This window comes from Sporosarcina sp. FA15 (genome assembly GCF_051550195.1).
In the GTDB taxonomy this organism is placed as follows: Bacteria; Bacillota; Bacilli; order Bacillales_A; family Planococcaceae; genus Sporosarcina; species Sporosarcina psychrophila.
On the sequence record NZ_CP188818.1, the window covers coordinates 1,744,884 to 1,768,074 of the forward strand.

Genomic DNA, 23,191 nt, shown 5'->3' on the forward strand with positions numbered 1-23,191 from the left:
ATCATCTCCTAATTTATTCGCTTAATTCAGCTTTCCATTCGTCCTTGATATCAAGACCAAGTGTATCAGCTGTAGCTTTATTTATAACAAATTTTAAGTTCTGAGGAATTTGAACGGGCAAGTCAGCCGGTTTACTTTCGCCTTTTAAGATCTTAACAGCCATTTGACCTGCTTCAAAACCTATATCGTAAAATTCAAATCCATATGCGCCTAAACCACCGCGTTTTACGGAGTCGAACTCACCGACTAACAACGGAATCTTATTGGCATTCGCAACATCTATCACCGATTCAAGTGCTGACACAACCGTATTATCTGTAATAATGTAGAAAGCATCTACTTTACCAATCAATGATTCAGTAGCTTGCTTCACATCCGCGGATGTTGCAACTGGCGCTTCCTTTACAGTCATATCCATATCTTTTAATATTTCTTTAACCGCATCAACTTGTGAACGTGAGTTTTGCTCTCCAGCGTTAAAGACCATTCCAACATTTTTAACGCCTAATTCTTCTTTCATGAACTTCATCGTTGATGGAATTGCTTCAGGATGATTATCAATTGTCCCAGTCACATTGCCACCTGGACTTTCCATTGAAGCAACTAGTTCAGCACTAACAGCATCTGTTACCGATGTAAATACAATTGGAATTTCTTGTGTCGCTACTGCGACTGCTTGTGCACTAGGCGTCGAGTTCGCAAAAATTAAATCAACGCCGGAACTGACTAAGTTATTAGCTATCGTTGTATTAGAGCTATTATCATTCTGAGCATTTTGCTCAACGTATTCCACGTCAAGACCTGCATCAGCCAATGCTTTTTTAAATCCGTCTGCCGCAGCATTCAAAGATGGATGCTCGACAATTTGAGTCATACCAATTTTATATTTCTTCGTTTCTTCATTAGTTCCTTGCTCTTTTTCATCATTTGATGGCTTGGATGCATTCTCTGCTTTGTTTTCTCCACATGCCGCAAGGATGAAAATAACGCTAAATAATGCCACTGCATACTTTAACCAATTTGTTTTCATTTTTGTTCCCCCTTTTTCATTATCGCCTTCTTAAATAGACTTGTCTTTACGACGATAATTATTCGTAACAATACACTGTTTGCAAATGTTAGTCAATGGAATTTTAAGTATTCTAAACATTGAAGCGCTTACATTTTCTAAATAGTGTTTTTTGTTTTTTAATTATTAACGATTCATTTTAATGTATAAAAACTCAACGAATTACTTGGTTCATTTTTACGTACAAAAAAACGACCAATACCCGCCGAAGGAGTTTTGACCGTTTTTCTACACAATTAGGGATAATCCGCATTTGAGCTGAGTAATTACTTCATTTATTACGATACTTTTTCTTGATATCTATTAATTAACTCATCCAATTCTTGACTACACGCGACAACAAGGGGATGCGTATATCCGAAAGTTTTTGCTTTTCTATACATGACTTTTCTCTTAATCCCAATTTGAAACAACAACGCCTTTTCATTCAGTAGCCTTTTCACAAATCTTCCTCCATATAATATATTCGGCTTCAAATTATGCGCTCTTTATCTAGTAGGTTCGGAAGCAACTAGTTCATCGTACAACATCATGTTTAAAAAAAATGTCGTATTAAGTCAAGATTACATTAATTCATAAATTTGTCACAAGTCATAGGAATATAAGTCGTATTAGTTGATTCTTAACGCTTTAAACATGTTTTCATTTGTAAATTGGTTGTATTTTTAACTATTTCACTTAAAATGGTTTACATCATATTCAGCTGGGTATAGATAGATTACAAGGTGAAACAACCTGAAGAAGCTATTCGTAGACGAGTAACCTACAAGTAACTTCTAAGGATGAAATGCACAGCCTTGGCGGAAAATTTGCTTTACTGGCGACTAGTTACATTCGATGAGAACCACCTGATTTAGAGTTAAGTTGTGTAACACTTAGCTATTCATCCGCAGTATGGATGAATAATTAAGGCTTTAACTAAGTAATACAGGTTAATCACGAAGTTTTAGACCAAGCAGTAAGCGTTACTTTTTTTGTTTAAGTGCAATTTGAATACTGACAGCTTTGCCAAAAGTGGCGGCGCACGTCAGGCTTATCAAGCTGAAAGACGAGTATTAAATAATCGTCAGTAAAAACAGTTTGTATCATGGAAAAAACAAATTTTCCGAGTGCACCCCTTTCATAGGGGAATGAAAAAGCATGGTCCTTCATGGATCATGCTTTTTTCGTCTCAATAAATTTCTTCACAGCTAATACGAATTGAAATCGGTTTTGAAGCCATATTAACGTAGAATACACTTATTGAAATGGAGGGTTTATTATGACAAAAGATAATCCAAAAGGAACTACCAACAAATCAACCCCATCGAAACATCAAAAATTAAAATCGAATACAATGAAAGAAGAAATTTCGCTTGAGTTAGCCGAACTCGGAAACTTAAATCCGAAGCATGAACCGATGACACAAAACGACAGACAAAAGAGTGAATCGGAAAAGACTTATAAATAATAGAAAATATTTACTGAAAACCACTAGGAGTAACCAACCCTAGTGGTTATTTTTTCGAAGTACCCTACGGCAAAAACAAAACAGTTGAGGAAATTCCATCAATATGTTCCTTATCCGCCCATAATATAAAGTAATTATAAGATATTCCATCAATCATTATCGGACTCGGATAATTTGCGATAAAGGCTGCCTGCCCCTTCATTTCAGCTGGTTGATCGGCAGAAGGTAAAATAGTGCATGACTGTTCATATGGGTTTTGTGATTTTATTATTCGAGGCGCCGAGCCATAGGGCATTAGTTTTTGAAAAGCTTCGTCATGGCATACCTTGTCGATCGAATCGGATCCCAAAAGAGCTGAAATCTGAAAAAAGCCATCATCGCCTTCGTATCTTTCATTGTTTACCCTATGCCAACTTGCGGGATATTGAAAGTTAACGTCAAAAGTCTCGTTCGTAAATTCCGCTTTTGACAAATCCATAATCGGTGTTGGCGACCATTGCACTGACGTGATAGTCACGTCTTCAATGAGCCTAATTGGGACAGGATGGGTTAGATCAAGCACCCACAGCTCATTGGCAAATTCCTGCTCTTTACACCCAGAAAGGTATGCAATTTTTCTTCCGTCAGGCGACCAAGTAACTGGTGTCGAAAAGCAATTCGAAATCGCCCATATCCGATCATCATTCCCAAGTCGCTCCACAGTTCTTATTTGCGTAAAATAGCCTCTATCATCAGATGCGGTCGCACTATACGCGATTCGTAAAGAATCAGGTGACCATTCCGGGAAATAGTTTTTCCCATCTGGTCCCCCTTTCACTTCATGCACAACACCTGTAGCAAGCTCCACAGTGTAAATAATTGAAACACTTGCACCTGGTGTTGTATAGAGAGCAAAGCTACCATCGGGTGATAGACGCGCATCATGAAGAGGACCGTTCGTATTTCTAGTAATTTGCTTTTTAGCCATTCCATTTGTATCACTGCTGAATAGCTGACTTATACCTGATGCATCCAGAGCTTGAAACATTAATTCCGTGCCACTCGGAAACCAGCTCACTTCTGATGCACCAGGTTGCCTGATCGTCTTCGCTGCATGCAACGTGGCGTTATACAGTATAATCATTCCTCGGGTCGCATAAGCTAAACTTGAACTGTCTGGAGACCAACCCAGACTGAAATCTCCCCCTTCTTCCAACTGATCAATACCAGCGATTAAACCCGTTGCTGTATAAATAACATAGATAATCCTATCCTTCCCAACAAATGCGATTCGGCCGCTATCCGGCGACCAAATTGGTTGCGAGCGTGCATCGCCTAAACCACTTGTAAGTTGTCTATTTTTCCCGGTCCGCGGATTATACACCCATATATCATACTGCCCTCCGCGATCAGATGTATAAGCAAGAAATCCTCGATCAGCGGTAGGCGCGAAAGGAATACTTAATTTCATTCCAGGAGTTAGAGCTGTGGATGGCAGTTCGTTGGTCGTCTGTAAATACTTAGGATTGCTTTGACCACCTGTCGTCACGTTGAAACGCTTGGCAATCTGAACCAATGTGTCCCGAGGTTGAACGACGTAATAAGCTACACCAGGTGGGATTTCAAGTAACTGACCTACCTGTAAGGCATATGGTGGCCTTAGCCTATTTGTTTCGACAATCAAAGAAACAGGAACACCATACATTTGAGAAATCCGGTACACGGAATCTCCCGACTTAACGCGGTATTTATTGACGCCAGGTGGAATTGACAACTGTTGCCCGATAGTGATTCTATATGGTTGCGTTAAATTATTTGCGGCAATAAGGGATTTCACTGGAAGTTCCCACCGCTTAGCTATGTTATTTAATGTGTCGCCAGTCCTAACTACATAAAAAAGTTGCATCGCTAACACATCCTTCCATTTTGACAACCTCGTAATTTCCCAAGTTAAATGTGAACAGAATTCAATTGCTCTACCCACACCTAGGTTATTCGTCTAGCGGGCGGTATGTTCTAACTATGACATTCATTCAAAGTAGAAAGCACAAAAAAACGAACGGCTCTTTTTATAAAAGAGCCATTCGTTTTTCCAATTTCGCATATTTACTTTTCAAAGACTTGGTGAAGCACATCAGCCGGTTTGCTATTATTCAAGTTTTTATAGATGCAGCTTGCTGGTTTTTCTCGCAACGTTTCGGCGAAAGCGTTTGCTAAATCAGCTTCACCCGACACATGTATTTCTTGCCAGCCGCGTTCCTTTTTCAATTTCCCAACAATTTCACCCATTCCTTTATAGAACCGCTGAAGGTTTTCTCTCAAACGTGGTTCTAAGGCGTCGTCACGAGTAGCCCCGGTTAGTGTTTCGTTAGGATCTTTTTTCTGACTTTTTCCCCATCCTTCCAAATTCGCGTCGAATACATAGGTGGCTTCATCAATAACGGCCCCCATTGCTGTATCTAAAATGCGTACTTCCCCAAAGCTCGGCAAGATAATCCCCGCTTCCGGATATGCTTTGTACATATATTCCATCTCTTCAGTGACTGGGTGGTTTTCCCAGTGGAAGCTTGTTTTCACCGGGACTTGAACATAATGAACTGCCCATAATTCTGGGTTTAATGATGCAAAAATCACGACGCCTTTGCTTAGATCATTCTTATTATCCTCGACTTCTTTTTCAATTTTCTTTCTAAGTTCAGTAAAATCATTCAATTCCTTTTCATCATTGGAAGCTTTAATATATTCGTCAATCCGCTTCAATCCACTCTTCAAATGAATTCTCCATGCCCCGTTTAGTTGATCAGGATCACCGGGATTAGTGTTTAAATAGACACTCAATACACAACGGTCATCACAGTGAAAGTCTTTTAAGGTTTTAAGTTCTTTGCTTAATGACATAATTACATTAACCTCCTTAATTTTCGATTCACTATTAGCATACCCTCACGTGCTTAGTCTAAAACGAATTGTGAGTACACTTACATTTACAAGTTAATAATGGATTAGAAAAAGCTGTTTTCAAAATCCTCTGCACATGGACTTTGAAGACAGCTTTTCATTTCATTAAATAAATAAGCTAAGTAGTAATACAACACCAAGACCAACAATCGAGTTCGTGAATAAAAGAAGGCCCCATGTTTTGAATGTGTCTTTAATGGATAAGTTAAAATACTCTTTAAACAACCAAAACGATGCGTCATTTACATGAGTAATCGTGTTACTTCCTGCGGCTGTTGCTAAAACCATTAATACAGGATTCACATCAAACGTATGAATAAGCGGACCTACGATTCCAGCAGCGGTTATCGCAGAAACAACGCCTGTCCCTGTTGCAATACGAAGCATTGCCGTGATGACCCATGCCATAATTAACGGAGATACACTTGTATTTTCCATCATTCCAGCGATAAAGTCACCAATTCCTGTATCTAAAATGATTTGTTTGAATGCACCACCGGCACCAACAATGAATACAATCATCGCAATACCCTCGATTGCCCCGGAAAAAGAAGTCATGATTTCCGGCATTGTTCGACCTCTTCGTGTACCGAATACGTAAATGGCAACTAATACCGCAAGTAACATACTAATTTCGGCACTGCCAAGGAAATTAATAATTTGGTAGAACATCGTTCCTTTTTCAATAAATAGATCCATCACAGTAGCTGTTGTTATAATGATTGCTGGCAACAATGGAACAATTATACTGATTGCAAAACCAGGCATTTCATCTTCTGTGAATTCTTTCGACTTTTTCAACAATGGTGGCACAGGACGATCTAAATTACGTAGCATTCTAGGTAAAATAATACCCGCGGCAATAACAGATGGGATGACAACAACCAATCCCAATATATATACCATACCCATGTCCGCACCGTATGCCTGAACAAGTGCAGTTGGACCCGGTTGTGGAGGGAATATACTATGCGCCATTGTCGCGGAGGCAACCATAGTAATCCCTAAACGTAAATAAGGAATTTTTGCTTCTACAGCAATACTAATTACTAGTGGAGCCAAAATGATGAAAGCAACTTCGTAAAAAACCGAAATACCGAAAATTGCTCCAACAATTAATATTGCCCACTCAACATTTTTCACTCCAAATTTGTTTAATAAGGTAGAAGCTACGCGTTGAGCAGCCCCGGAGTCAACCATCAATTTACCAAGTACAGCACCCATTCCGATAATGATTGCCAAACTTCCAAGCGTGCCGCCAAAACCTGTTTTGATCGACAGGACAACTGCATCTAGTGTTAAACCATTTAAAATACCTACCAGTATCGCGACGATCAAAAGAGCAAGTACACTGTTTAGTTTTACAACAATGTTCAAATAAAGTAGTAAAGCCACTCCAAGAGCTACCCAAATAATAGGCAAATAATTTATAATCCATTCCATATTCATTTCCCCCAAGCCTATTTTCTTCCCCAATATGTATATTTTTTAATTATTCGTATTCTATTTACGCAATGATTGTATATCTGGAGCTGTATAGGTTAGCTTAAAAGCCGCCTTCAATAGCAGTTTTTGTCGATTGGATAATTTCTTCTGCATCATTTTCCCGGATAACGGCAACTTCTTTAGTTTCTGTGAGTTGAGTAAGAAGCGAGTATTTCGATATCTTCATTTGTCCTCCTTTTGTTATGATTTGGGATAGTTTACTGGCTTAATTTCAAATTCCCCACTCAATGTATACGCTTTCAATAACATTTTCAAATTAAAATATCTTGCCGGGACCCTCCCCACGAATTTCTTTATCAGCGAAAGTTCTCGGGTAACCATCTACAAAACGCACATCGGCCATGTCGATACTTTTGCTACGAGAAAAGTTTAAAATAACACATTCGAATTCGTGATAAATTTGACATAAAAAGCGTAAGGCTCCCACCCTAGAAGGATTAAACGTAATCAGAGCTTCGCCTTGCGTAAAAATACTAGATAAATATATGGCAACACAAACTCCCCTTTCCGATAGTAAATATCCTATTTTTTAATAGTAGTTTAAATAAATCGGTTTAGTAAACCGATTTAGTATTCTCATTATATAGTGAAAGCGCATTCAAAATCAATCATTAATTCTGAATAGCAGATTTCCTCTTCGTGATTCCCCACTTTTGCCCTTCCAACATCTAGCTTCGAGACGCTTTTTACTTAATAGGAATTTCCCTAGAACTGGATCAATACTGCCTAGTATTATTTTAGAATGGCCTTTCAATTTAAGAAATCACTATATTTTAAAGGTAAGAGAATTATAGTGAGACTTCTTAAAGCACCCTGCTGTTATTAAATTATCCGCCGTTTTTTCTACAAAATAAAACCGATTGCACTATATGCAATCGGCTTCATTTTATATCGCTAATAAGCAAATTTGAACCTAGAACTAAATAACAACTGAAAATATGAAAAATAACCAACTATCTATTCACTAAGTTCAGCTTTCCACTCTTCTTTAATCTCAAGACCAATTTTAGATGCGCTATCTTCATTAACAACAAATTTTAATTTTTTCGGAACTTGAACGGGTAATTCAGAGGGCTTGCTTTCTCCTTTTAAAATCTTCACAGCCATTTGGCCTGTTTCATAACCGAGATCATGATAACTAAAGCCGTATGCTGCTAAACCGCCTCGTTTTACGGAGTCTAGTTCCCCGACCATCATGGGTAGTTTATTGTCGAACGCAACTGAAGTGACAGTTTCAAGCGCCGAAACAACCGTGTTATCTTTAATGATATACAAAGAATCGACTTTACCAATCAATGAGTCGACCGCTTGTTTTACATCCGCTGATGTGGCAACAGGTGCTTCAACAATAGTCAAATCCATATCTTTTACTACTTCATGAATCTTATCCACTTGAACGCGTGCATTTTGCTCCCCCGCGTTATAAATAATGCCTACATTTTTCGCACCTAATTGTTCTTGTAGGAACTTCAATGTTTGAGGAATGACATCAGGATGTAAATCAATCGTGCCCGTTACATTACCTCCCGGACTTTCCAATGACTCTACTAATTCAGCACCAACAGCATCTGTAACTGATGTGAAAACGATTGGAATTTCTTGAGTCGCACTTGCTACAGCTTGTGCACTGGGTGTCGAATTTGCAAAGATTAAGTCTACACCCGAATTAACAAGATTTGTAGCAATTGTTGTGTTAGCACTATTGTCATTTTGTGCATTCTGAACTACATATTCCACGTCAAGCCCTGCATCTTCCAATGCCTTTTTAAAGCCATCATAAGCGGCATTCAATGAGGGATGTTCTACAATTTGCGTGACACCTATTTTATATTTCTTTGTTTCCCCATTAGCACTCGACTCTTTTTTCTCTCCTTCTCCACATGCCCCAAGTAGTAATGCAGCACCGAAAATGACAACCGCCATTTTCTTCAAATAAATCTTCATTCTTTTTCCTCCTTTAATTAAACCTGCATATTTTGTAAAAATTTGATTCTAACAGTTAATTTTTCATAATGCTACACTGCCTGTGATTGATAGTCAATAAGGTTCCAAACATTATGAATATTTAAGCGCTTACATTAGATTTATTCGCATTGGCCAGTTCCCAGCATGTTCAAATCGAATCCAGTTGAAGCTATAATTTAATTTGTAGGTCTTCTTATTGTTTCGTAATCGCTAGTTCATTCCAATACAAAAAACACCCACGAAAAAGTTAACAGGTACATTTTCGTAGGTGTTTCATATTGTTCTATAGGTTAGTTCAGTACTTAAGCCATAATTTTTGGTTGTCTTTGTGCTAATAATGGTTCTTGACACTCTATTTCTTCACCCGTTTCAATATCAATGAACGTACTTGTTTCATTAAACCAACAATCCGGTGCTTTGTGACCCCAGAATGTTTGGCGAAGTGGATCATTTAAATCCCAGCGTTTCGGCTTTAAATCTGGGTCGCTTGTTAAATAATCGCCCGTATAAAGTTCAATGCGGTGGCCATCTGGATCTCTTAAATAGAGGAAGAAGGCGTTGGATAATCCATGGCGGCCGGGTCCCCGTTCAATTGAATCTGCATAGCCCATACTCGCTAAAATATCACAACAATCGAGCACGCTAAGTCGATCTGTTAATGAGTAAGCAAAGTGATGCAATTTTGGTCCAGGACCGCTCATGAATGCTTGATCATGAACAGTCGGCTTTCGATAAAGCCATGCTGCCCATAAGTCCCCATCCTCAGTATCCGTATACTCTGAACACGAGAATCCTAGGTGATCAACATAAAAATCAAAGGCTTTTTGAACATCTGGTACTGCACAGTTTACGTGGTCAATCCTTTGAATTTTCGCTCCTCGATAAAGATCATAACGCTGCAACATCCGGTCAACGATAGTCATTTCCGCAAAAAACTCTAATGGAATTCCTGAGATATCATGCACTCGAAGGGTTCTTCCAAGTGCATGTTGTACCCCTTTCGCTACCCATTTTGTTTTCAGACCCAGTGAGATGAAAAGCTTTTCAATTTCATCGAGATCCTGTTCTTTTTCCACTTTGTAACTAAGTACCTCAACAACGGCTTTGTCTGCTTTTTTCAATAGTAAACTGTGATGCGAATGTTCTTCTAAACCTCTTAAGTAAATATGATTTTCATCACTTTCTGTTTCAATCATGCCTAATCCCTCAACATAGAACTTACGAGACGCCTGCAAATCTACTACATGAAGAACCGTTCTCGCGATCCGTATGATTGAAAAATCCATCGTGTTCACCATACCTTCCACTATTTTTTCCCGAACTGCTGAATACGATGATCAGCAATTGAAACATGAATAATTTTCTGTTCAGTATAAAAATTGAAGCCGTAATGGCCGCCTTCACGACCGATACCAGAAGATTTCGAACCTCCAAAAGGTGTTCTTAAGTCACGAACGTTCTGAGCATTCACCCAAAGCATTCCTGCTTCAACTTTTTGCGCAACACGGTGACCTCGTTTAATATCGTTCGTCCAAACATAACCCGCAAGTCCGTAATCAATACTGTTTGCCAACCTAATGACTTCTTCTTCATCTTTAAATGTCATCACGGTTAGTACTGGACCAAAAATTTCTTCTTGTGCAACGCGCATATGATTTTCAGCATTTAGTATAAGTGTCGGTGCCACAAAGTTTCCTTTAGCTAATTCAATTGGGATATCTCCATTAATCACTTCGGTACCTTCTTCTTTTGCAATTTCCAAATAGCTATTGACCTTATTATAATGCCCTTTATCGATTAGTGGTCCCACCTCCGTATATGCGTCGAGGGGGTCACCAACTTTAATATTCGCAACACGTATCTTTAAAGCGTCGATAAATTTGTCTTTAATCTCTTCTTGCACAAATAAGCGTGAGTTCGCCGTACATCGTTCACCGTTAAAAGAGTATATTCCCCAGACACAAGCATCTAAAGCACGATCGAAATCAGCATCTTCAAAGACGATAATTGGTGATTTCCCACCAAGTTCCATCGAGCAACTTTTCAGTGTATCGGCACTATTTTTTATGATTGTTGTACCCGTCGTTGTTTCGCCAGTAAATGAAATAAGCTGGACATCAGGATGCTTGACTAGCGCATCCCCCGCTGTCTCGCCGTAGCCATGAACAACGTTGAAAACACCTTTTGGAAGATCCGCTTTATGAATCACTTCAGCCAATAGATTTGCCGAAAGTGGCGAAAGTTCTGCTGGTTTTAAAACAACTGTATTTCCTGTCGCAAGTGCTGGTGCAACTTTCCATGTCTCCAACATGAAGGGGGCATTCCATGGCGTGATTAATCCTGCAACTCCTACAGGCGCATGAATCGTGTAGTTGATAAATTCATCATCTACTTGATAGGCATCTCCAACAAGACGGCTTTCTACCATACGTGCATAAAACCGAAAGTTTTCTGAAGCACGGCTTACCATATTTCGAGTTTGACTAATTGGAAGTCCCGTATCAAGTGATTCCAAATAAGCGATTTTCTCTATATCTTCGTCAATCAAATCTGCAATTCGATAAATATAGGCCATTCTTTTTTTTAGCTTCATCGTTTTCCATGGACCATGATCAAAGGCTTCCCGCGCAGCTGCCACTGCTTTATTAATATCATCAGATTGTCCTTCAGCAACTTCATTGATTTGTTCATTAGTAAACGGATTCATATTTTTGATCGTCGTCCCACTTAAAGCGGGAGTGAACTCTCCATTTATATAGAGTGAAATATTCTGTTGTGTTTCATGTTTATAAGAAACTACCCCATGGGTTGACACCATACTTATCACCTATTTCCTTCTTATATATGTTGAAATAAGGAATCCCATCTAATTCGCTTTGGCCTGCAGGATGCAGGTCATGCAGTCGTTGCGACATGACGTTGCGAACTTAGACTGCCTTCCTTTGATCCCCCTTGTAATGCGCCTTCACTCAGTTTATATAGGCATTCATTTGTTCAACATATATATTATTTTTTTAGTCAGTTTGCAGTAACTTCCTTAGATAAAATAGCAAGTTCAATTAGTGATTCACGAACTTCTTGTTGGATTGCAGCTGTTGGTAATCCTAGAGGTAAGCGAAGCTTCGGCGTAATTTTCCCCATCATACCAAGTGCTACTTTAACGGGGGCTGGATTGGTATCTTTGAAGAGTGCATCATTTAATGGCATTAATTCGAAGTGAAGATCTTGTGCTCTCGCAACGTCTCCAGCAACCCAAGCATTGTAAAGTTCGGCTACTTTAGTTGGCTCAACATTTGATGTGGCACTAATAAATCCAGCCCCGCCAATTGCCAGCATTGGATAGCAAAGCAGTTCGATTCCTGAGAATAATAGGAAGTCTCTTCCACAATTTAGAAGTACACGATTTACATGTTCAAAGTCTTTGTTTGCTTCTTTTACACCAATAATGTTGGGACAGTCCTCAACTAAGCGTTTCATCGTGCTAACTTCCATATTGACGGCGGATCGACCTGGGATATTGTAAATAATGATTGGCGTTGTAACTGAATCAGCAACCGTTTTAAAGTGCTGATAAAGTGCTTCCTGGTTCGGTCTATTGTAGTAAGGCACAATAACCATTGCAGCATCTGCACCTAGTTCTTCTGCATATTTCGTTAACTCCATTGTTTCATCATGATTGGTAGACCCTGTACCAGGTGCAAAAAATACACGTCCAGCAATTGTTTCTTTTGCTAATTCCATAACTCTTTTTCTTTCAGCAATTGTTAAAGAACTTGGTTCACCACTCGTTCCTGTAACAGAAATCCCATGACTTCCACTGTCAATTTGCCAATTAATCAACTCAACAAATGCTTTTTCATCGATTGCACCACTGTCAGTAAAAGGTGTTACTACAGGGCAAATTGAACCTCTTAACTTCTTTTTGGCTTCATCGTATATCAAAAGAATCCACTCCTTCAAAGTTATTAAATATCTGTTTCAAGAAAAGTATTCCAGCTGTATAGCTCGCCTACTCGACTCTCTTTCACACCACGAATAAGGTAAACTGGCACACTCATTATTCTTCGAGTTCTTTTAGTTCACGGTACTTTCCTTGACTAAATAGTAATGGTTCTTTTTGTTCAAGTTTAACGCCAGTAACATGACCAATAAAAACCGTATGATCTCCTACTACGTATTCGCTATACAGTTTGCATGTAACAACGGCTAACGCATCTTCTAGAATTGGCAATCCTTTATAGGTGGCAAATGTAATTTCAGATTCTCCATTAAGCTGACCCGAAAATTGTTTTGACACATTTTGTTGGTCAGATGATAATATGTTAATCGCGAATTGATTAGCATCTTTGATATGCTGATGCATTCTTGCATTTTCTCCAATACTAATTGCCACCAGCTTCGGTTTGAGAGATATGGACATAAAAGCATTCGCTGTCATGCCATGTACCTCTTCAGCAACTTCCGTTGTAATAACCGTCACACCCGTTGCAAAACTGCCCATAGCATTTCTGAATAAACGATCATCAATCTCGTGATCTACTTGCTGCATAATATATTCTCCTTTCCACTTTCAATTCACCTGTTTAATTATTTCGAGATAAGAAAGTATAAGTTATTCGACACGGTACAGTGTCTAAGCTTTAGGCGGCCATACGTTTTTCTATTCAAAATACTATTCCAGCTTCTTTTTTAGTTTTATTTAAAAAGTTTGTAACCATGTCTTTATAAGGTTGCTTATCAAATCCATCATAATAGGCATTCGACATTCTCACTGGATCTCCAAAGAAATAATATTCATAGAGAGCTTGTCGGTTACCGAACGCACTAATAGAAATATCCCATGCTAAACGGAATAGCTGTACTTTTTCTTCGCCGTTAATGTTCGCACCTTGTGTATATCGATGAACTAACGGTCCAACATCCGTATTGCTAAAGTCTGCTTCAGTTGGAAGCGCCATTAATCCGGAAGCGCCTAGAATTTTAATAATTTCATTCATACGCTGATACATTTTCGGGAACCAATTACGTGCTGCATTTAGTGGTTCAAAGTCCGGCGTCATATTACCGTATTGATCGATTTTTGCATTGTGCTCCGATTTGAATAAGTGGGAACGCATCACTTCTAAAATAACCATGATTTCACTCGCTTTTTCTTTAACATGCATGAATTTATCAATACCGATTGCTTCCATCATACTGATGACAACACCAAGGATGAACTCTGTTTTGACAACGTTTTTTGCAATCACTTGATGCGTCATATGTATAACCGCATTTGTCTCGGTATACGTACGATTACATATATCTGTACTTTCACTTACAAAAACTCTTTCCCATGGAACAAATACATCTTCAAATGAAATGATTGCATCACTCTCATCAAACCTAGCACCTAATGGATGATCCCATTTGCTTTTACCATAGTCGAATGATTCACGGGATAGGAATTTTAAACCTTTTGTATTATTTGGGATCGCAAATGCAAATGCGAAGGGGTCATCTGTAGTACCTGGCGTTCTGTTTATAGTGGAAGGAAATACGACGAGCTCATCAGTGATACCGCCTAATGTTGCCAAGAGACGACAACCGTTCACAATAATTCCGTCTGAAGTCTTTTTCGTAATACGTGCGGAGAGAAATGGATCTTTTTGCTCTGCTTGCGTTAGCATCGACCTGTTTACCTGTGGATGAATTAATGTGTGTGTTAAACTAATGTCATTTTCACGTGCATATTCATAGTAATTTGCTGCATTTTTGGCGAATTGATCACTACCACCACCTTCCTGCGCAAAGAATTGACTGGCTGTACCGAATGCCATAATGCTAGTGTTCAGATAGTCTGGGGAACGTCCCATCATGCCGCCGGAAAAAGTTGCCCACTCCGTATGCATTTCACGTCTTTTGAACAAATCTTCTTTCGTTTTAGGAGCGATAAAAGAAAGTCCAACTTTTTTCCCAGATGTCGGTGATGTATAAAGCATTTTTTCAGGCTTCTCATGTTGTAAATCATAAAGACCTGCAACGCTCTCCACCACATTTTTAAATGCTGGATGTATGGTAACGTCATTTACTTTCTCACCATGTATCCATACTTCCGTGTTCCGTTCTTTAATACCTTCAATATATTCTTTCCCCGTTCGTGCGCCCATTCTATTTCCTCCTTATTTTTGGATAAAGTGAAATTTCAATATGACAAGCGACATTTAACAGTTCATACTATTTAGATTTAAATATAGAATTCCGTTGAATCCGCTGCGGCGCTTGGGGATGCCTCTCGCCCTAAGCCAAGCAGCTTCGCCGCCAGTCTTAGGGCTTCGGCTACCCCTTTAAGGCGCCTACGCTAAATTTACATAGGTAAGGAAATTACTAGTACAATGAAGAAAAATGTATTTTTCCAGTTACTGACACTGCACACTGAGTAGAAAAGGCCACACCAAACAATCTCCAAGAGCGTAAGGACATAAAAAATTCAGATGTGCAGTCCATATATATATTCGGCACTACTTATTTAGAATTAACTAGGTGGTCACCCGTATAACGAACAATTCTAGCGAAGGAGCGACAAAGCGGTGTTGGAAGAACAGTCTATTTGTTAAGTGCCGACTATATAGTCATCTCTCACTTCTTTTTAAATCTAGCATGAATATTATTTTGTTTATAAGTACCCGCTTCACTAAATTCGATTACTTCCATTGACAATGCTAAATAGCGCTTGGACATTACTTGCGAGAAATGTTCTTTCATGACTTCAAATAGCGCATCACAAACTTCTTTTATTATTTCTTCTGAGCGTCCAGCCCCTATTTTCAACTTGGCATGGACAAAAGCGTCATCCTCAGCACCATCTGCCACCCAATACTCCTTTAATTCAATCGCTCTTGAGCGGATTCCCCCTATCGGAAAAATCGAATCTCGTGCAATCAAGACTTTATGAATCTCTTCAAATAGCTTTGCAATATTCGCTTCATCTTTAATATTGTCCGTGTACTCTACAATAAAATGTGGCAAGCAGATTCTTCTCCTCTTTACACTATCGATAGATGAAAGATTCATCTCCGATAATGGTATTTACTAACCGTCCGATTCCCTCAACTTCCGTGACGACAACATCTCCGACGGCAGTATTGACAGAACCTTTAGGAGTTCCTGTAAGAATGACGTCATTTTCACTCAATGTCATGAAACTACTTAAGTACTCAATAAGCGTGGGAATATCGAAGATCATATCCGCTGTAGTTCCTTCTTGTACGAGTTTGTTATTGACATGCGTCGTCAATTTTAAATTCATTGGGTCCGCAACATCTGCCGCCTCAACAATCCACGGACCGAATGGTGTCCCAGTATCACGATTCTTCACGCGCAAGTTGGGACGGTAATAATTTTCCAAATAATCTCTAATCGCATAATCATTAGCGACACTATAGCCTTTAACATAGTTATAGGCGTCTTCTTTTTTGACGTTTCGAGCAGTATCACCGATGATGACGGCCAATTCACACTCATAGTGCATATAAGTAACGTCTGAGGGACGACGAGTATATGCTTGGTGCCCGATAAATGTATTCGGTCCTTTTAAAAAGACAAGTGGTTCAGATGGAGCGGCAAATGCAAGTTCTGCTGCATGATCCGCATAGTTAAGCCCTAACGCAAATACCGTACGTGGCTCTATCGGCGTAAGCCAAGTTACTTTGCTCTCCTCTACTAGTCGACCATCATTTAATTTGAGTTGCCCTTCCCATTCAATTGCTTCATGGATGGCACCCCCATATGCTATTCGTGCTTTTTTCATATCGTCCCCCTCCATTTGGATTCTTTTTCGTCAACTATGAAATTTTCTAAACTGCCAATACCCGCTATTTCGATTCGAACTTTATCGCCTATCTTGGCTTGCGGTGCTTCTTCGGGGACCCCTACGAGTAGCACATCTCCTCGATTCAACGTCATGAACTCGGTTACATCGGCGAGTAACCGAGAGACCGAACGAATCAAATTTGATGTTGAATTTTCCTGCTGGAGTTTATCATTGATGAATACGCGGATAGTTAAATCATCTGGGGTATCCACTTCTTGACGGTCGATAATCCATGGCCCGATAGGACAAAATCCATCACGTGCTTTGTGCCGGACAGCTGGACGATATACGCTATCATGTGGCACGCTGACATCATTGATAATCGTATAGCCCGCCACATAAGCCAGCGCATTTTCTTCATCCACAGCAACGGCTTGCTTTCCTATGACCAATCCGAGGGCCGCACCCATTTCCAGCCTTGAAAGCCCAGCCGGCATAGGGATTTCTGCACCGTAACGGTTGAAAGTATTTGCCGGTTTAATATAAAGAACTGGGGCAATTGGTGGTGCACTATATGGTTTGTCATTTACAGCATCAGCAAGTCTTTCAAGTGCCCCTTTATAGTTCAGCAGTGTACCAAAAACCGTTCCTGTTATCGGGATGTCGAGTTGTATTTCATTAGCATTTACCGCGCAGTCCTCTATCGTGATTGTACTCGTAACTATATTCACATCGACTGAAACTAATTCATTTTCCCCAAACACTTTAATCCTTGCTCTACTCATCCATTCCACTCCTTTGCAACAAACAAAGAAAACAAATTACTATACTGATAACAATGCTTTATCGCTCGTTAACTTTTCACCGCGAATGCGTTGGAATTCATCCATCAGTTTAGGAATGGTTAATTTCCTCTTCTCATCGGCCTCTATTTCCAAAATGATTTGCCCTTTATCCATCATAATAAGCCTGTTCCCTAGGTCGAGTGCTTGCTGCATATTATGAGTGATCATCAGCGTTGTGAGCTGATCTTTTTCAACAAGTTGCTTTGTTAATTTTGTAATTAATTCGGCTCGTGCTGGATCTAGTGCAGCAGTGTGTTCATCAAGTAGCAAAATAGATGGTTGTGTAAAGGTAGCCATCAACAGTGAAAGTGCTTGCCTCTCCCCACCAGAAAGCATTCCTACTTTTGCATTCAATCGGTTTTCAAGGTTTAAATGAAGGGCTTCAAGAGATACGCGGAATAATTCACGCCGTTTCTTATCAACAGCCTTTTTTAATACACGTTTTTTGTTTCGTGAATAGGCCATTGCGAGGTTTTCCTCAATCGTCATTGTAGGAGCTGTTCCCGCCATCGGATCTTGAAATACCCTTCCAATCATTTGTGAGCGCTTGTATTCAGGCATTTTTGTAACATCATTAGAAGCAATTTCAATAACACCAAAATCAGGAGAAAGAGCACCTGAAATCATATTTAACATCGTCGATTTTCCGGCACCGTTGCTTCCAATCACAGTCATAAAATCTCCTGGATTTAATGTTAGATTAATTTGATCCAAAGCTACTTTTTCATCAGGTGTTGCTTCATTAAATAATTTATTAATCTGACTGAGCTTTAGCAACGGGATTTCCCTCCCTCATCAGCAACTGTTCATGCTCTACTAGCCTCTCAGCATGGCGTTTAGCTTTCCTGCTTTTTTCTCGCTTTTTTTCAAAGAACTGCGGTAATATCAACGCACCAATTACAATAACTGCTGTAATTAATTTCATATCACCCGTATCGAGAAAGTCCACTCTAAGTGCAAGTCCAAGTACAATTCTATAAATAATGGCTCCTGCAATTACAGCAAACGTCGTTCGCATAATCGTTTTCGTACCGAAAATTGCTTCACCAATAATAACGGAAGCTAGCCCGATGATAATCATTCCGATTCCCATTCCGATGTCAGCAAACTTTGAATACTGAGCGATCAATGCTCCCGAAAAGGCAACGAGTGCATTTGAAAAGCCAAGACCTACAATAACGAGTGTGTCTGTATTAGCTGATAAACTACGAATCATTTTCTTATTATCACCAGTAGCCCTTATCGCAAGCCCGACTTCGGTTTTCAAAAACCAATCGACGACCAATTTGATTAGCAAAACGATAATAATCATGATGAACAATGTACCCCAGGTTGAAGGCAAGTGTTGGAATCCTAGCATACTAAAAAAATTACTAATCGCTGTGTCGATACCTAAAGGGCTCCAAAATGTTTTGAACTGAACAAACAAAGTTTCGGCATTTAGCAATGGGATATTCGGACGACCAATCGAATTCTCAGATGTCAGTCCCATTATGCGTAAATTTATCGAATACAAGGCAATCATCATTAATATTCCAGATAGAAGTGCATTGATTTTCCCTTTTGTGTGCAGAAGGCCGGTTACACATCCTGCAAGAAAACCGATAACAATAGCTACTGCTGTAGCCGCCACCGGATGGTATCCGAAGATAATCATCGTGGCGGCAACTCCAGCTCCTGTAACAAAACTTCCGTCAACCGTTAAGTCTGGAAAATCCAAAACTCGGAATGAAATATACACGCCAAGTGCCATAATTGCATAGATGATTCCTTGCTCTACAGAGCCAAATACAGCTGAAAACATGTAGAATCACCCTCCTATCTATTCACTAAATTCAGCTTTCCATTCGTCTTTAATGTCGAGTCCTAGAGTAGATGCGGTGTCTTTATTCATAATCAATTTCAACTTTTGTGGAATTTGAACTGGTAAGTCAGCTGGTTTACTTTCACCTTTTAAGATTTTCACAGCCATTTGTCCTGCTTCATAACCGATGTCAAAGTATTCAAATCCATATGCTGCTAAGCCGCCTCGTTTTACAGAGTCGAATTCGCCAACCATCATCGGAATTTTATTGTCATTGGCGACTGAAATTACAGATTCAAGCGCCGAAACAACCGTGTTATCTGTGATGATGTACATAGAATCTACTTTGCCAAGCAACGATTCAGTCGCTTGTTTCACATCTGCGGATGTAGCAACAGACGCTTCGACAACAGTCATATCCATATCTTTCAGCATTTCTTTAACTGCATCTACTTGAGCACGAGAGTTTTGCTCTCCAGAGTTAAACACCATTCCAACATTTTTTGCTCCCAATTCTTCTTTAAGGAACTTCATTGTATTGGTAATTGCATCAGGATGCGCATCAATTGTTCCTGTAACGTTGCCTCCAGGGCTTTCCATTGAGTCAACGAGTTCCGCCCCAACCGCATCTGTTACCGATGTGAAAATGATTGGAATTTCCGTTGTAGCGCTAGCAGCTGCCTGAGCACTAGGAGTTGAGTTCGCGAATATTAGATCGACATCTGCGCTGACAAGATTTGTCGCTATCGTTGTGTTTACACTGTTATCGCCTTGAGCAATTTGAACATCATATTCCACATCAATCCCTGCATCTTCTAAAGCCTTTTTAAAGCCGTCATAAGCTGCATTGAGGGATGGATGTTCAACAATTTGACTGACACCTATTTTATATTTCTTCGAAGAAGTTTTCTTATCCTTAACTTCCCCGCTATTCCCACATGCTGCAAGTAGTAATACTGCGCTGAAAATAATAGCCAACATTTTTTTCGAACCGTTCTTCATTACAATGCCCCCTTTTTATGCTAGTATATTTACTATTTATTTGAATCCTAGGAATCAGTGTGGGATGCGTTTGGTTTGCCTAGTTGAATTGATGAACTAAGCGCCAAAACGGGTTGAATGAGATTTTTATTTCCTTTACTCCTTTTTAGATGCGTTAGATCGTCAACATGTCTTTTCTTTTTATCGGCGCAGCATGAATCGCTTGTCCGATTAGCCCCTCAACCGCTTCAAGTAGTCCTTCATTGAACCCTGGATGTGCATAGTGCGGGAATTTAATATCTTCTTCTTTCGCAGCCATTTCAAGCAACTGCACAAACGAACCTGACATTTCAACGGCCCCTTCACCAATCATGTGAATGCCTTGAATGATTTCAGTTGTTGCATCAGAAATAACTTTAATAAACCCATCCTTTTTACCAGTAATTGTTGCATAGCCATTGCCACCAAGTGCAAATTGACTGACCCGAATAGCCAATCCAAAATCGCGCACACTTTGTTCTGTAAGCCCTACAGAAACGATTGGTGGAATTGTATGTGCCACAACCGGCATAAATGTCAGATTGACTTCAGTTTGTTCTCCTGCAATTGATGCTACGGCAGCTTTTCCTTGTTTAATTGCTTTCACAGCCGATAGGGGACCTTCTGTTACATCACCAATTGCATATATAGAAGGTATCGATGATTGCATATTTCCATCTACTTTTATGAAACCCTCGGCTGTTTGTACAATTCCGAAGCGGCTTATGCCGAGAGCCTCCAAATTGGGTCTCCTAGTTCCAGAAACGAATAGATATGATCCCCTAATTGTCTCTTCTACGTTTTTATCCGTTTGAAATGTTAGCGTAATTCCGTCTTCCGTTTCATGTGTTGATATGAGTTCAAGTTCTTTATAGACTTTCATTTTTCGCTTTTTAAATAAACGATTTAATTCCTTATTAATAGATTCGTCAAATGGAAAACCTGCTTGATCGTCAATTACAATACTTACTTGCGCTCCTAATGCTGCAAAACTTGAAGCTGCTTCGAGTGCAATGGTATCTTGACCTCTAACAATAAGATGCTTAGGTATCTCTTCCAGTTTAAATAGTTCATGAGGCAATAAAATCCTTTCCCCTTTTTCTTGAATTGTTGGTGGCATAGTTGGGGAACTTCCTGTTGCGATAATGACTTGCTCAAATTCAAAAATGTCGAATTGATGGCCATTTTCTACACCGATTTTGTCTACTGCGAGGAAAGTAACTTTGCCACGGATTATTTCAATTTTGTTTTCATTACATAGACTTTCTACGCCAGACCTGAGCTGTTTGATAACTTTGTCTTTATAGGTAACCAGCTTTTTGATATCAACTAGCTTTTCCATATTCCCAATTCCAAGTTCTTGAAAATGTGCTGTTTCTGAACGTTTACCTGCTGCGTGTGTAAAAATTTTAGAAGGGATACATCCTTCATTCAAACAAACACCGCCCATTTCGGACTGTTCAATTAGCGTCACTGAGAGACCAAGCTGTGCACCACGTATAGCAGCAGAGTAGCCGCCCGGTCCCCCTCCTATGATAATGAGATTTCTTTCCTGACTGATTTCTCCAACAACCATTTTAAATCATCTCCATCATCAGCTTGTGAGGCTGTTCAATTAGGCTTGCAAAACGATTCGTGAATGCAATGGCTGTCGCACCATCAGCGACACGATGGTCAAACGCCATTGACAGTGTCATGATATGACCGATAACAATTTCATCATACTCATTGACAATCGGTTGTTTTTTCGTTTTGTGGAAAGCAATAAGAGCTGTTTCAGGGTAGTTGATAATGGGTGTGGCACCCATACCACCCAGGGGCCCAACGTTACTCACTGTAAATGTGCTGTTTTTCATTTCAAACGGTTGTAATTTGCCGGCGATTGCTTTTGCTGTCAAACTTCTGACATTTGCATTAATCTCTTTGATGGATTGTTTATCAACATCATGTAAAACAGGAACAATTAGACCGCTATCGGTATTTGTTGCGATACCGATATGATAGTTTTTCTTGAGTAGTATCCGGCTATTTTCTTCATCAAGTTCAGCATTGAATATCGGGAAATCCTTCAACGAAATAACGAGTGCCTTTATAAGAAATGCTGATACACTAACTGATTCACCATCAGCTTTCAATTGCTCTCTCATTTTAAATAAGTTCGTCATATTGACCTCGTCAAAATGAGTAACATGCGGAATTGTGAAGAGTGATTTCGTCATTTTTTCTGCGATTTTTCTTCGGATTCCTCTAAAAGGAATTTCATCAGGAATCCCATGACCGACCTCTGCATGCTTACTATCCTTCTTTCGTTCCGTGTCGGTTTGTTGTCCTTTTAAGAATCGTAAAACATCTTCTTCGCTTATTCTTCCAGAGGGATCACTAGCATGGACATCTTCAATATTTATATTGTTATCCCGTGCAATCTTGCGTGTGTATGGTGCAGCTAGTATTCGATTAAAAGGCATATGAGGGGATTTCTCTTCTAGTTTAATTGTCGGGATTGCTTGCTCCTCAGCAATTGACTTCGTTTCTACGTATGATTTTTGTACAGCTCGAACAGCTTCATCAATTTCAATATAAAGTAGACTTGTTCCGACCTGAACGATTTCCCCTGCTTCAATACGTATTTCTTTCACAATACCTGAGCAGGGTGAAGTAAGTTCAGCGACCATTTTGTCTGTTTGTACCTCAACAAGCGGTTGATCTGTTATAACTGAATCCCCAACTTTGACTAAATAATGGAGCACTTCCCCTTCGGTCATTCCTTCCCCGACATCATGTAACTTTACTTCGAGCATTCCAT

At 39.6% G+C, this 23,191-nt stretch carries 21 protein-coding genes; 1 reads left to right on the plus strand and 20 read right to left on the minus strand.

Going from position 1 to position 23,191, the window contains the following annotated elements:
* Positions 1-13: 13 nt before the first annotated feature.
* Positions 14-1,030 carry an ABC transporter substrate-binding protein gene (locus ACP8HG_RS08505; protein WP_187045167.1) on the minus strand — a complete coding sequence of 339 codons (1,017 nt, stop codon included), beginning with the start codon at positions 1,028-1,030 and terminating at the stop codon, positions 14-16.
* Positions 1,031-1,347: 317 nt separating this feature from the next.
* Entirely contained in the window at positions 1,348-1,512 is a 165-nt protein-coding gene (locus tag ACP8HG_RS08510) for an aspartyl-phosphate phosphatase Spo0E family protein (protein ID WP_067210553.1), read from the minus strand.
* Positions 1,513-2,330: 818 nt separating this feature from the next.
* Here ACP8HG_RS08510 and ACP8HG_RS08515 point away from each other — a divergent pair.
* Positions 2,331-2,519 carry a hypothetical protein gene (locus ACP8HG_RS08515; protein WP_187045168.1) on the plus strand — a complete coding sequence of 63 codons (189 nt, stop codon included), beginning with the start codon at positions 2,331-2,333 and terminating at the stop codon, positions 2,517-2,519.
* A gap of 64 nt (positions 2,520-2,583) precedes the next feature.
* Here ACP8HG_RS08515 and ACP8HG_RS08520 read toward each other — a convergent pair whose 3' ends face one another.
* The 18 genes from ACP8HG_RS08520 to ACP8HG_RS08605 form a co-directional block, all read right to left on the minus strand.
* Positions 2,584-4,404, minus strand: a complete 1,821-nt coding sequence (locus ACP8HG_RS08520; RefSeq protein WP_342538586.1) for a LysM peptidoglycan-binding domain-containing protein — start codon at positions 4,402-4,404, stop codon at positions 2,584-2,586.
* A gap of 200 nt (positions 4,405-4,604) precedes the next feature.
* Positions 4,605-5,396, minus strand: a complete 792-nt coding sequence (locus tag ACP8HG_RS08525) for a VLRF1 family aeRF1-type release factor (protein WP_438298486.1) — start codon at positions 5,394-5,396, stop codon at positions 4,605-4,607.
* A gap of 165 nt (positions 5,397-5,561) precedes the next feature.
* On the minus strand, positions 5,562-6,899 hold the full coding sequence (locus ACP8HG_RS08530) for a gluconate:H+ symporter (RefSeq protein ID WP_067210563.1): 1,338 nt from the start codon (positions 6,897-6,899) through the stop codon (positions 5,562-5,564).
* Positions 6,900-7,002: 103 nt separating this feature from the next.
* The gene (locus tag ACP8HG_RS08535) at positions 7,003-7,128 is read right to left on the minus strand and encodes a hypothetical protein (protein ID WP_338656246.1); all 126 of its coding nucleotides are present in this window, start codon (positions 7,126-7,128) and stop codon (positions 7,003-7,005) included.
* Positions 7,129-7,919: 791 nt separating this feature from the next.
* On the minus strand, positions 7,920-8,906 hold the full coding sequence (locus ACP8HG_RS08540) for an ABC transporter substrate-binding protein (protein ID WP_399632858.1): 987 nt from the start codon (positions 8,904-8,906) through the stop codon (positions 7,920-7,922).
* Positions 8,907-9,229: 323 nt separating this feature from the next.
* The gene (hpaD, locus tag ACP8HG_RS08545; protein ID WP_342539799.1) at positions 9,230-10,213 is read right to left on the minus strand and encodes a 3,4-dihydroxyphenylacetate 2,3-dioxygenase; all 984 of its coding nucleotides are present in this window, start codon (positions 10,211-10,213) and stop codon (positions 9,230-9,232) included.
* A 20-nt stretch (positions 10,214-10,233) separates the two neighbouring features.
* Positions 10,234-11,745, minus strand: a complete 1,512-nt coding sequence (hpaE, locus tag ACP8HG_RS08550; protein ID WP_438298638.1) for a 5-carboxymethyl-2-hydroxymuconate semialdehyde dehydrogenase — start codon at positions 11,743-11,745, stop codon at positions 10,234-10,236.
* Positions 11,746-11,945: 200 nt separating this feature from the next.
* Entirely contained in the window at positions 11,946-12,869 is a 924-nt protein-coding gene (gene hpaI / locus ACP8HG_RS08555; protein WP_438298487.1) for a 2,4-dihydroxyhept-2-ene-1,7-dioic acid aldolase, read from the minus strand.
* Between the two features lie 115 nt (positions 12,870-12,984).
* Positions 12,985-13,476, minus strand: coding sequence for a flavin reductase family protein (locus ACP8HG_RS08560; RefSeq protein ID WP_067210571.1), 492 nt, complete (start codon positions 13,474-13,476; stop codon positions 12,985-12,987).
* Positions 13,477-13,591: 115 nt separating this feature from the next.
* On the minus strand, positions 13,592-15,076 hold the full coding sequence (gene hpaB / locus ACP8HG_RS08565) for a 4-hydroxyphenylacetate 3-monooxygenase, oxygenase component (RefSeq protein WP_421101064.1): 1,485 nt from the start codon (positions 15,074-15,076) through the stop codon (positions 13,592-13,594).
* Positions 15,077-15,545: 469 nt separating this feature from the next.
* The gene (locus tag ACP8HG_RS08570; protein ID WP_067210575.1) at positions 15,546-15,935 is read right to left on the minus strand and encodes a 5-carboxymethyl-2-hydroxymuconate Delta-isomerase; all 390 of its coding nucleotides are present in this window, start codon (positions 15,933-15,935) and stop codon (positions 15,546-15,548) included.
* A 22-nt stretch (positions 15,936-15,957) separates the two neighbouring features.
* Positions 15,958-16,716, minus strand: a complete 759-nt coding sequence (locus ACP8HG_RS08575; RefSeq protein ID WP_067210577.1) for a fumarylacetoacetate hydrolase family protein — start codon at positions 16,714-16,716, stop codon at positions 15,958-15,960.
* On the minus strand, positions 16,713-17,504 hold the full coding sequence (locus tag ACP8HG_RS08580) for a fumarylacetoacetate hydrolase family protein (protein WP_421101066.1): 792 nt from the start codon (positions 17,502-17,504) through the stop codon (positions 16,713-16,715). The genes ACP8HG_RS08575 and ACP8HG_RS08580 overlap by 4 nt, the downstream gene beginning before the upstream one ends.
* Before the next feature lie 39 nt (positions 17,505-17,543).
* Entirely contained in the window at positions 17,544-18,341 is a 798-nt protein-coding gene (locus tag ACP8HG_RS08585) for an ABC transporter ATP-binding protein (RefSeq protein WP_067210581.1), read from the minus strand.
* Positions 18,319-19,368, minus strand: a complete 1,050-nt coding sequence (locus ACP8HG_RS08590; RefSeq protein WP_438298488.1) for an ABC transporter permease — start codon at positions 19,366-19,368, stop codon at positions 18,319-18,321. The genes ACP8HG_RS08585 and ACP8HG_RS08590 overlap by 23 nt, the downstream gene beginning before the upstream one ends.
* Before the next feature lie 18 nt (positions 19,369-19,386).
* Positions 19,387-20,370, minus strand: a complete 984-nt coding sequence (locus tag ACP8HG_RS08595) for an ABC transporter substrate-binding protein (RefSeq protein WP_340763823.1) — start codon at positions 20,368-20,370, stop codon at positions 19,387-19,389.
* 154 nt (positions 20,371-20,524) lie between these two features.
* Positions 20,525-21,964: a dihydrolipoyl dehydrogenase family protein gene (locus tag ACP8HG_RS08600; protein WP_438298489.1), complete on the minus strand. Its 1,440-nt coding sequence runs from the start codon at positions 21,962-21,964 to the stop codon at positions 20,525-20,527.
* 1 nt (position 21,965) lies between these two features.
* The gene (locus ACP8HG_RS08605) at positions 21,966-23,186 is read right to left on the minus strand and encodes a dihydrolipoamide acetyltransferase family protein (RefSeq protein WP_438298490.1); all 1,221 of its coding nucleotides are present in this window, start codon (positions 23,184-23,186) and stop codon (positions 21,966-21,968) included.
* Positions 23,187-23,191 lie beyond the last annotated feature (5 nt).

Bases quoted from the DNA above. Each gene is read 5' to 3' on its own strand.
- ACP8HG_RS08505 (WP_187045167.1), bottom strand. From the start codon at position 1,030: ATGAAAACAAATTGGTTAAAGTATGCAGTGGCATTATTTAGCGTTATT.
- ACP8HG_RS08515 (WP_187045168.1), top strand. From the start codon at position 2,331: ATGACAAAAGATAATCCAAAAGGAACTACCAACAAATCAACCCCATCG.
- ACP8HG_RS08520 (WP_342538586.1), bottom strand. From the start codon at position 4,404: ATGCAACTTTTTTATGTAGTTAGGACTGGCGACACATTAAATAACATA.
- ACP8HG_RS08525 (WP_438298486.1), bottom strand. From the start codon at position 5,396: ATGTCATTAAGCAAAGAACTTAAAACCTTAAAAGACTTTCACTGTGAT.
- ACP8HG_RS08530 (WP_067210563.1), bottom strand. From the start codon at position 6,899: ATGGAATGGATTATAAATTATTTGCCTATTATTTGGGTAGCTCTTGGA.
- ACP8HG_RS08535 (WP_338656246.1), bottom strand. From the start codon at position 7,128: ATGAAGATATCGAAATACTCGCTTCTTACTCAACTCACAGAAACTAAA.
- ACP8HG_RS08540 (WP_399632858.1), bottom strand. From the start codon at position 8,906: ATGAAGATTTATTTGAAGAAAATGGCGGTTGTCATTTTCGGTGCTGCA.
- hpaD (WP_342539799.1), bottom strand. From the start codon at position 10,213: ATGGATTTTTCAATCATACGGATCGCGAGAACGGTTCTTCATGTAGTA.
- hpaE (WP_438298638.1), bottom strand. From the start codon at position 11,745: ATGGTGTCAACCCATGGGGTAGTTTCTTATAAACATGAAACACAACAG.
- ACP8HG_RS08560 (WP_067210571.1), bottom strand. From the start codon at position 13,476: ATGCAGCAAGTAGATCACGAGATTGATGATCGTTTATTCAGAAATGCT.
- hpaB (WP_421101064.1), bottom strand. From the start codon at position 15,076: ATGGGCGCACGAACGGGGAAAGAATATATTGAAGGTATTAAAGAACGG.
- ACP8HG_RS08575 (WP_067210577.1), bottom strand. From the start codon at position 16,716: ATGAAAAAAGCACGAATAGCATATGGGGGTGCCATCCATGAAGCAATT.
- ACP8HG_RS08580 (WP_421101066.1), bottom strand. From the start codon at position 17,504: ATGAGTAGAGCAAGGATTAAAGTGTTTGGGGAAAATGAATTAGTTTCA.
- ACP8HG_RS08590 (WP_438298488.1), bottom strand. From the start codon at position 19,368: ATGTTTTCAGCTGTATTTGGCTCTGTAGAGCAAGGAATCATCTATGCA.
- ACP8HG_RS08595 (WP_340763823.1), bottom strand. From the start codon at position 20,370: ATGAAGAACGGTTCGAAAAAAATGTTGGCTATTATTTTCAGCGCAGTA.
- ACP8HG_RS08600 (WP_438298489.1), bottom strand. From the start codon at position 21,964: ATGGTTGTTGGAGAAATCAGTCAGGAAAGAAATCTCATTATCATAGGA.
- ACP8HG_RS08605 (WP_438298490.1), bottom strand. From the start codon at position 23,186: ATGCTCGAAGTAAAGTTACATGATGTCGGGGAAGGAATGACCGAAGGG.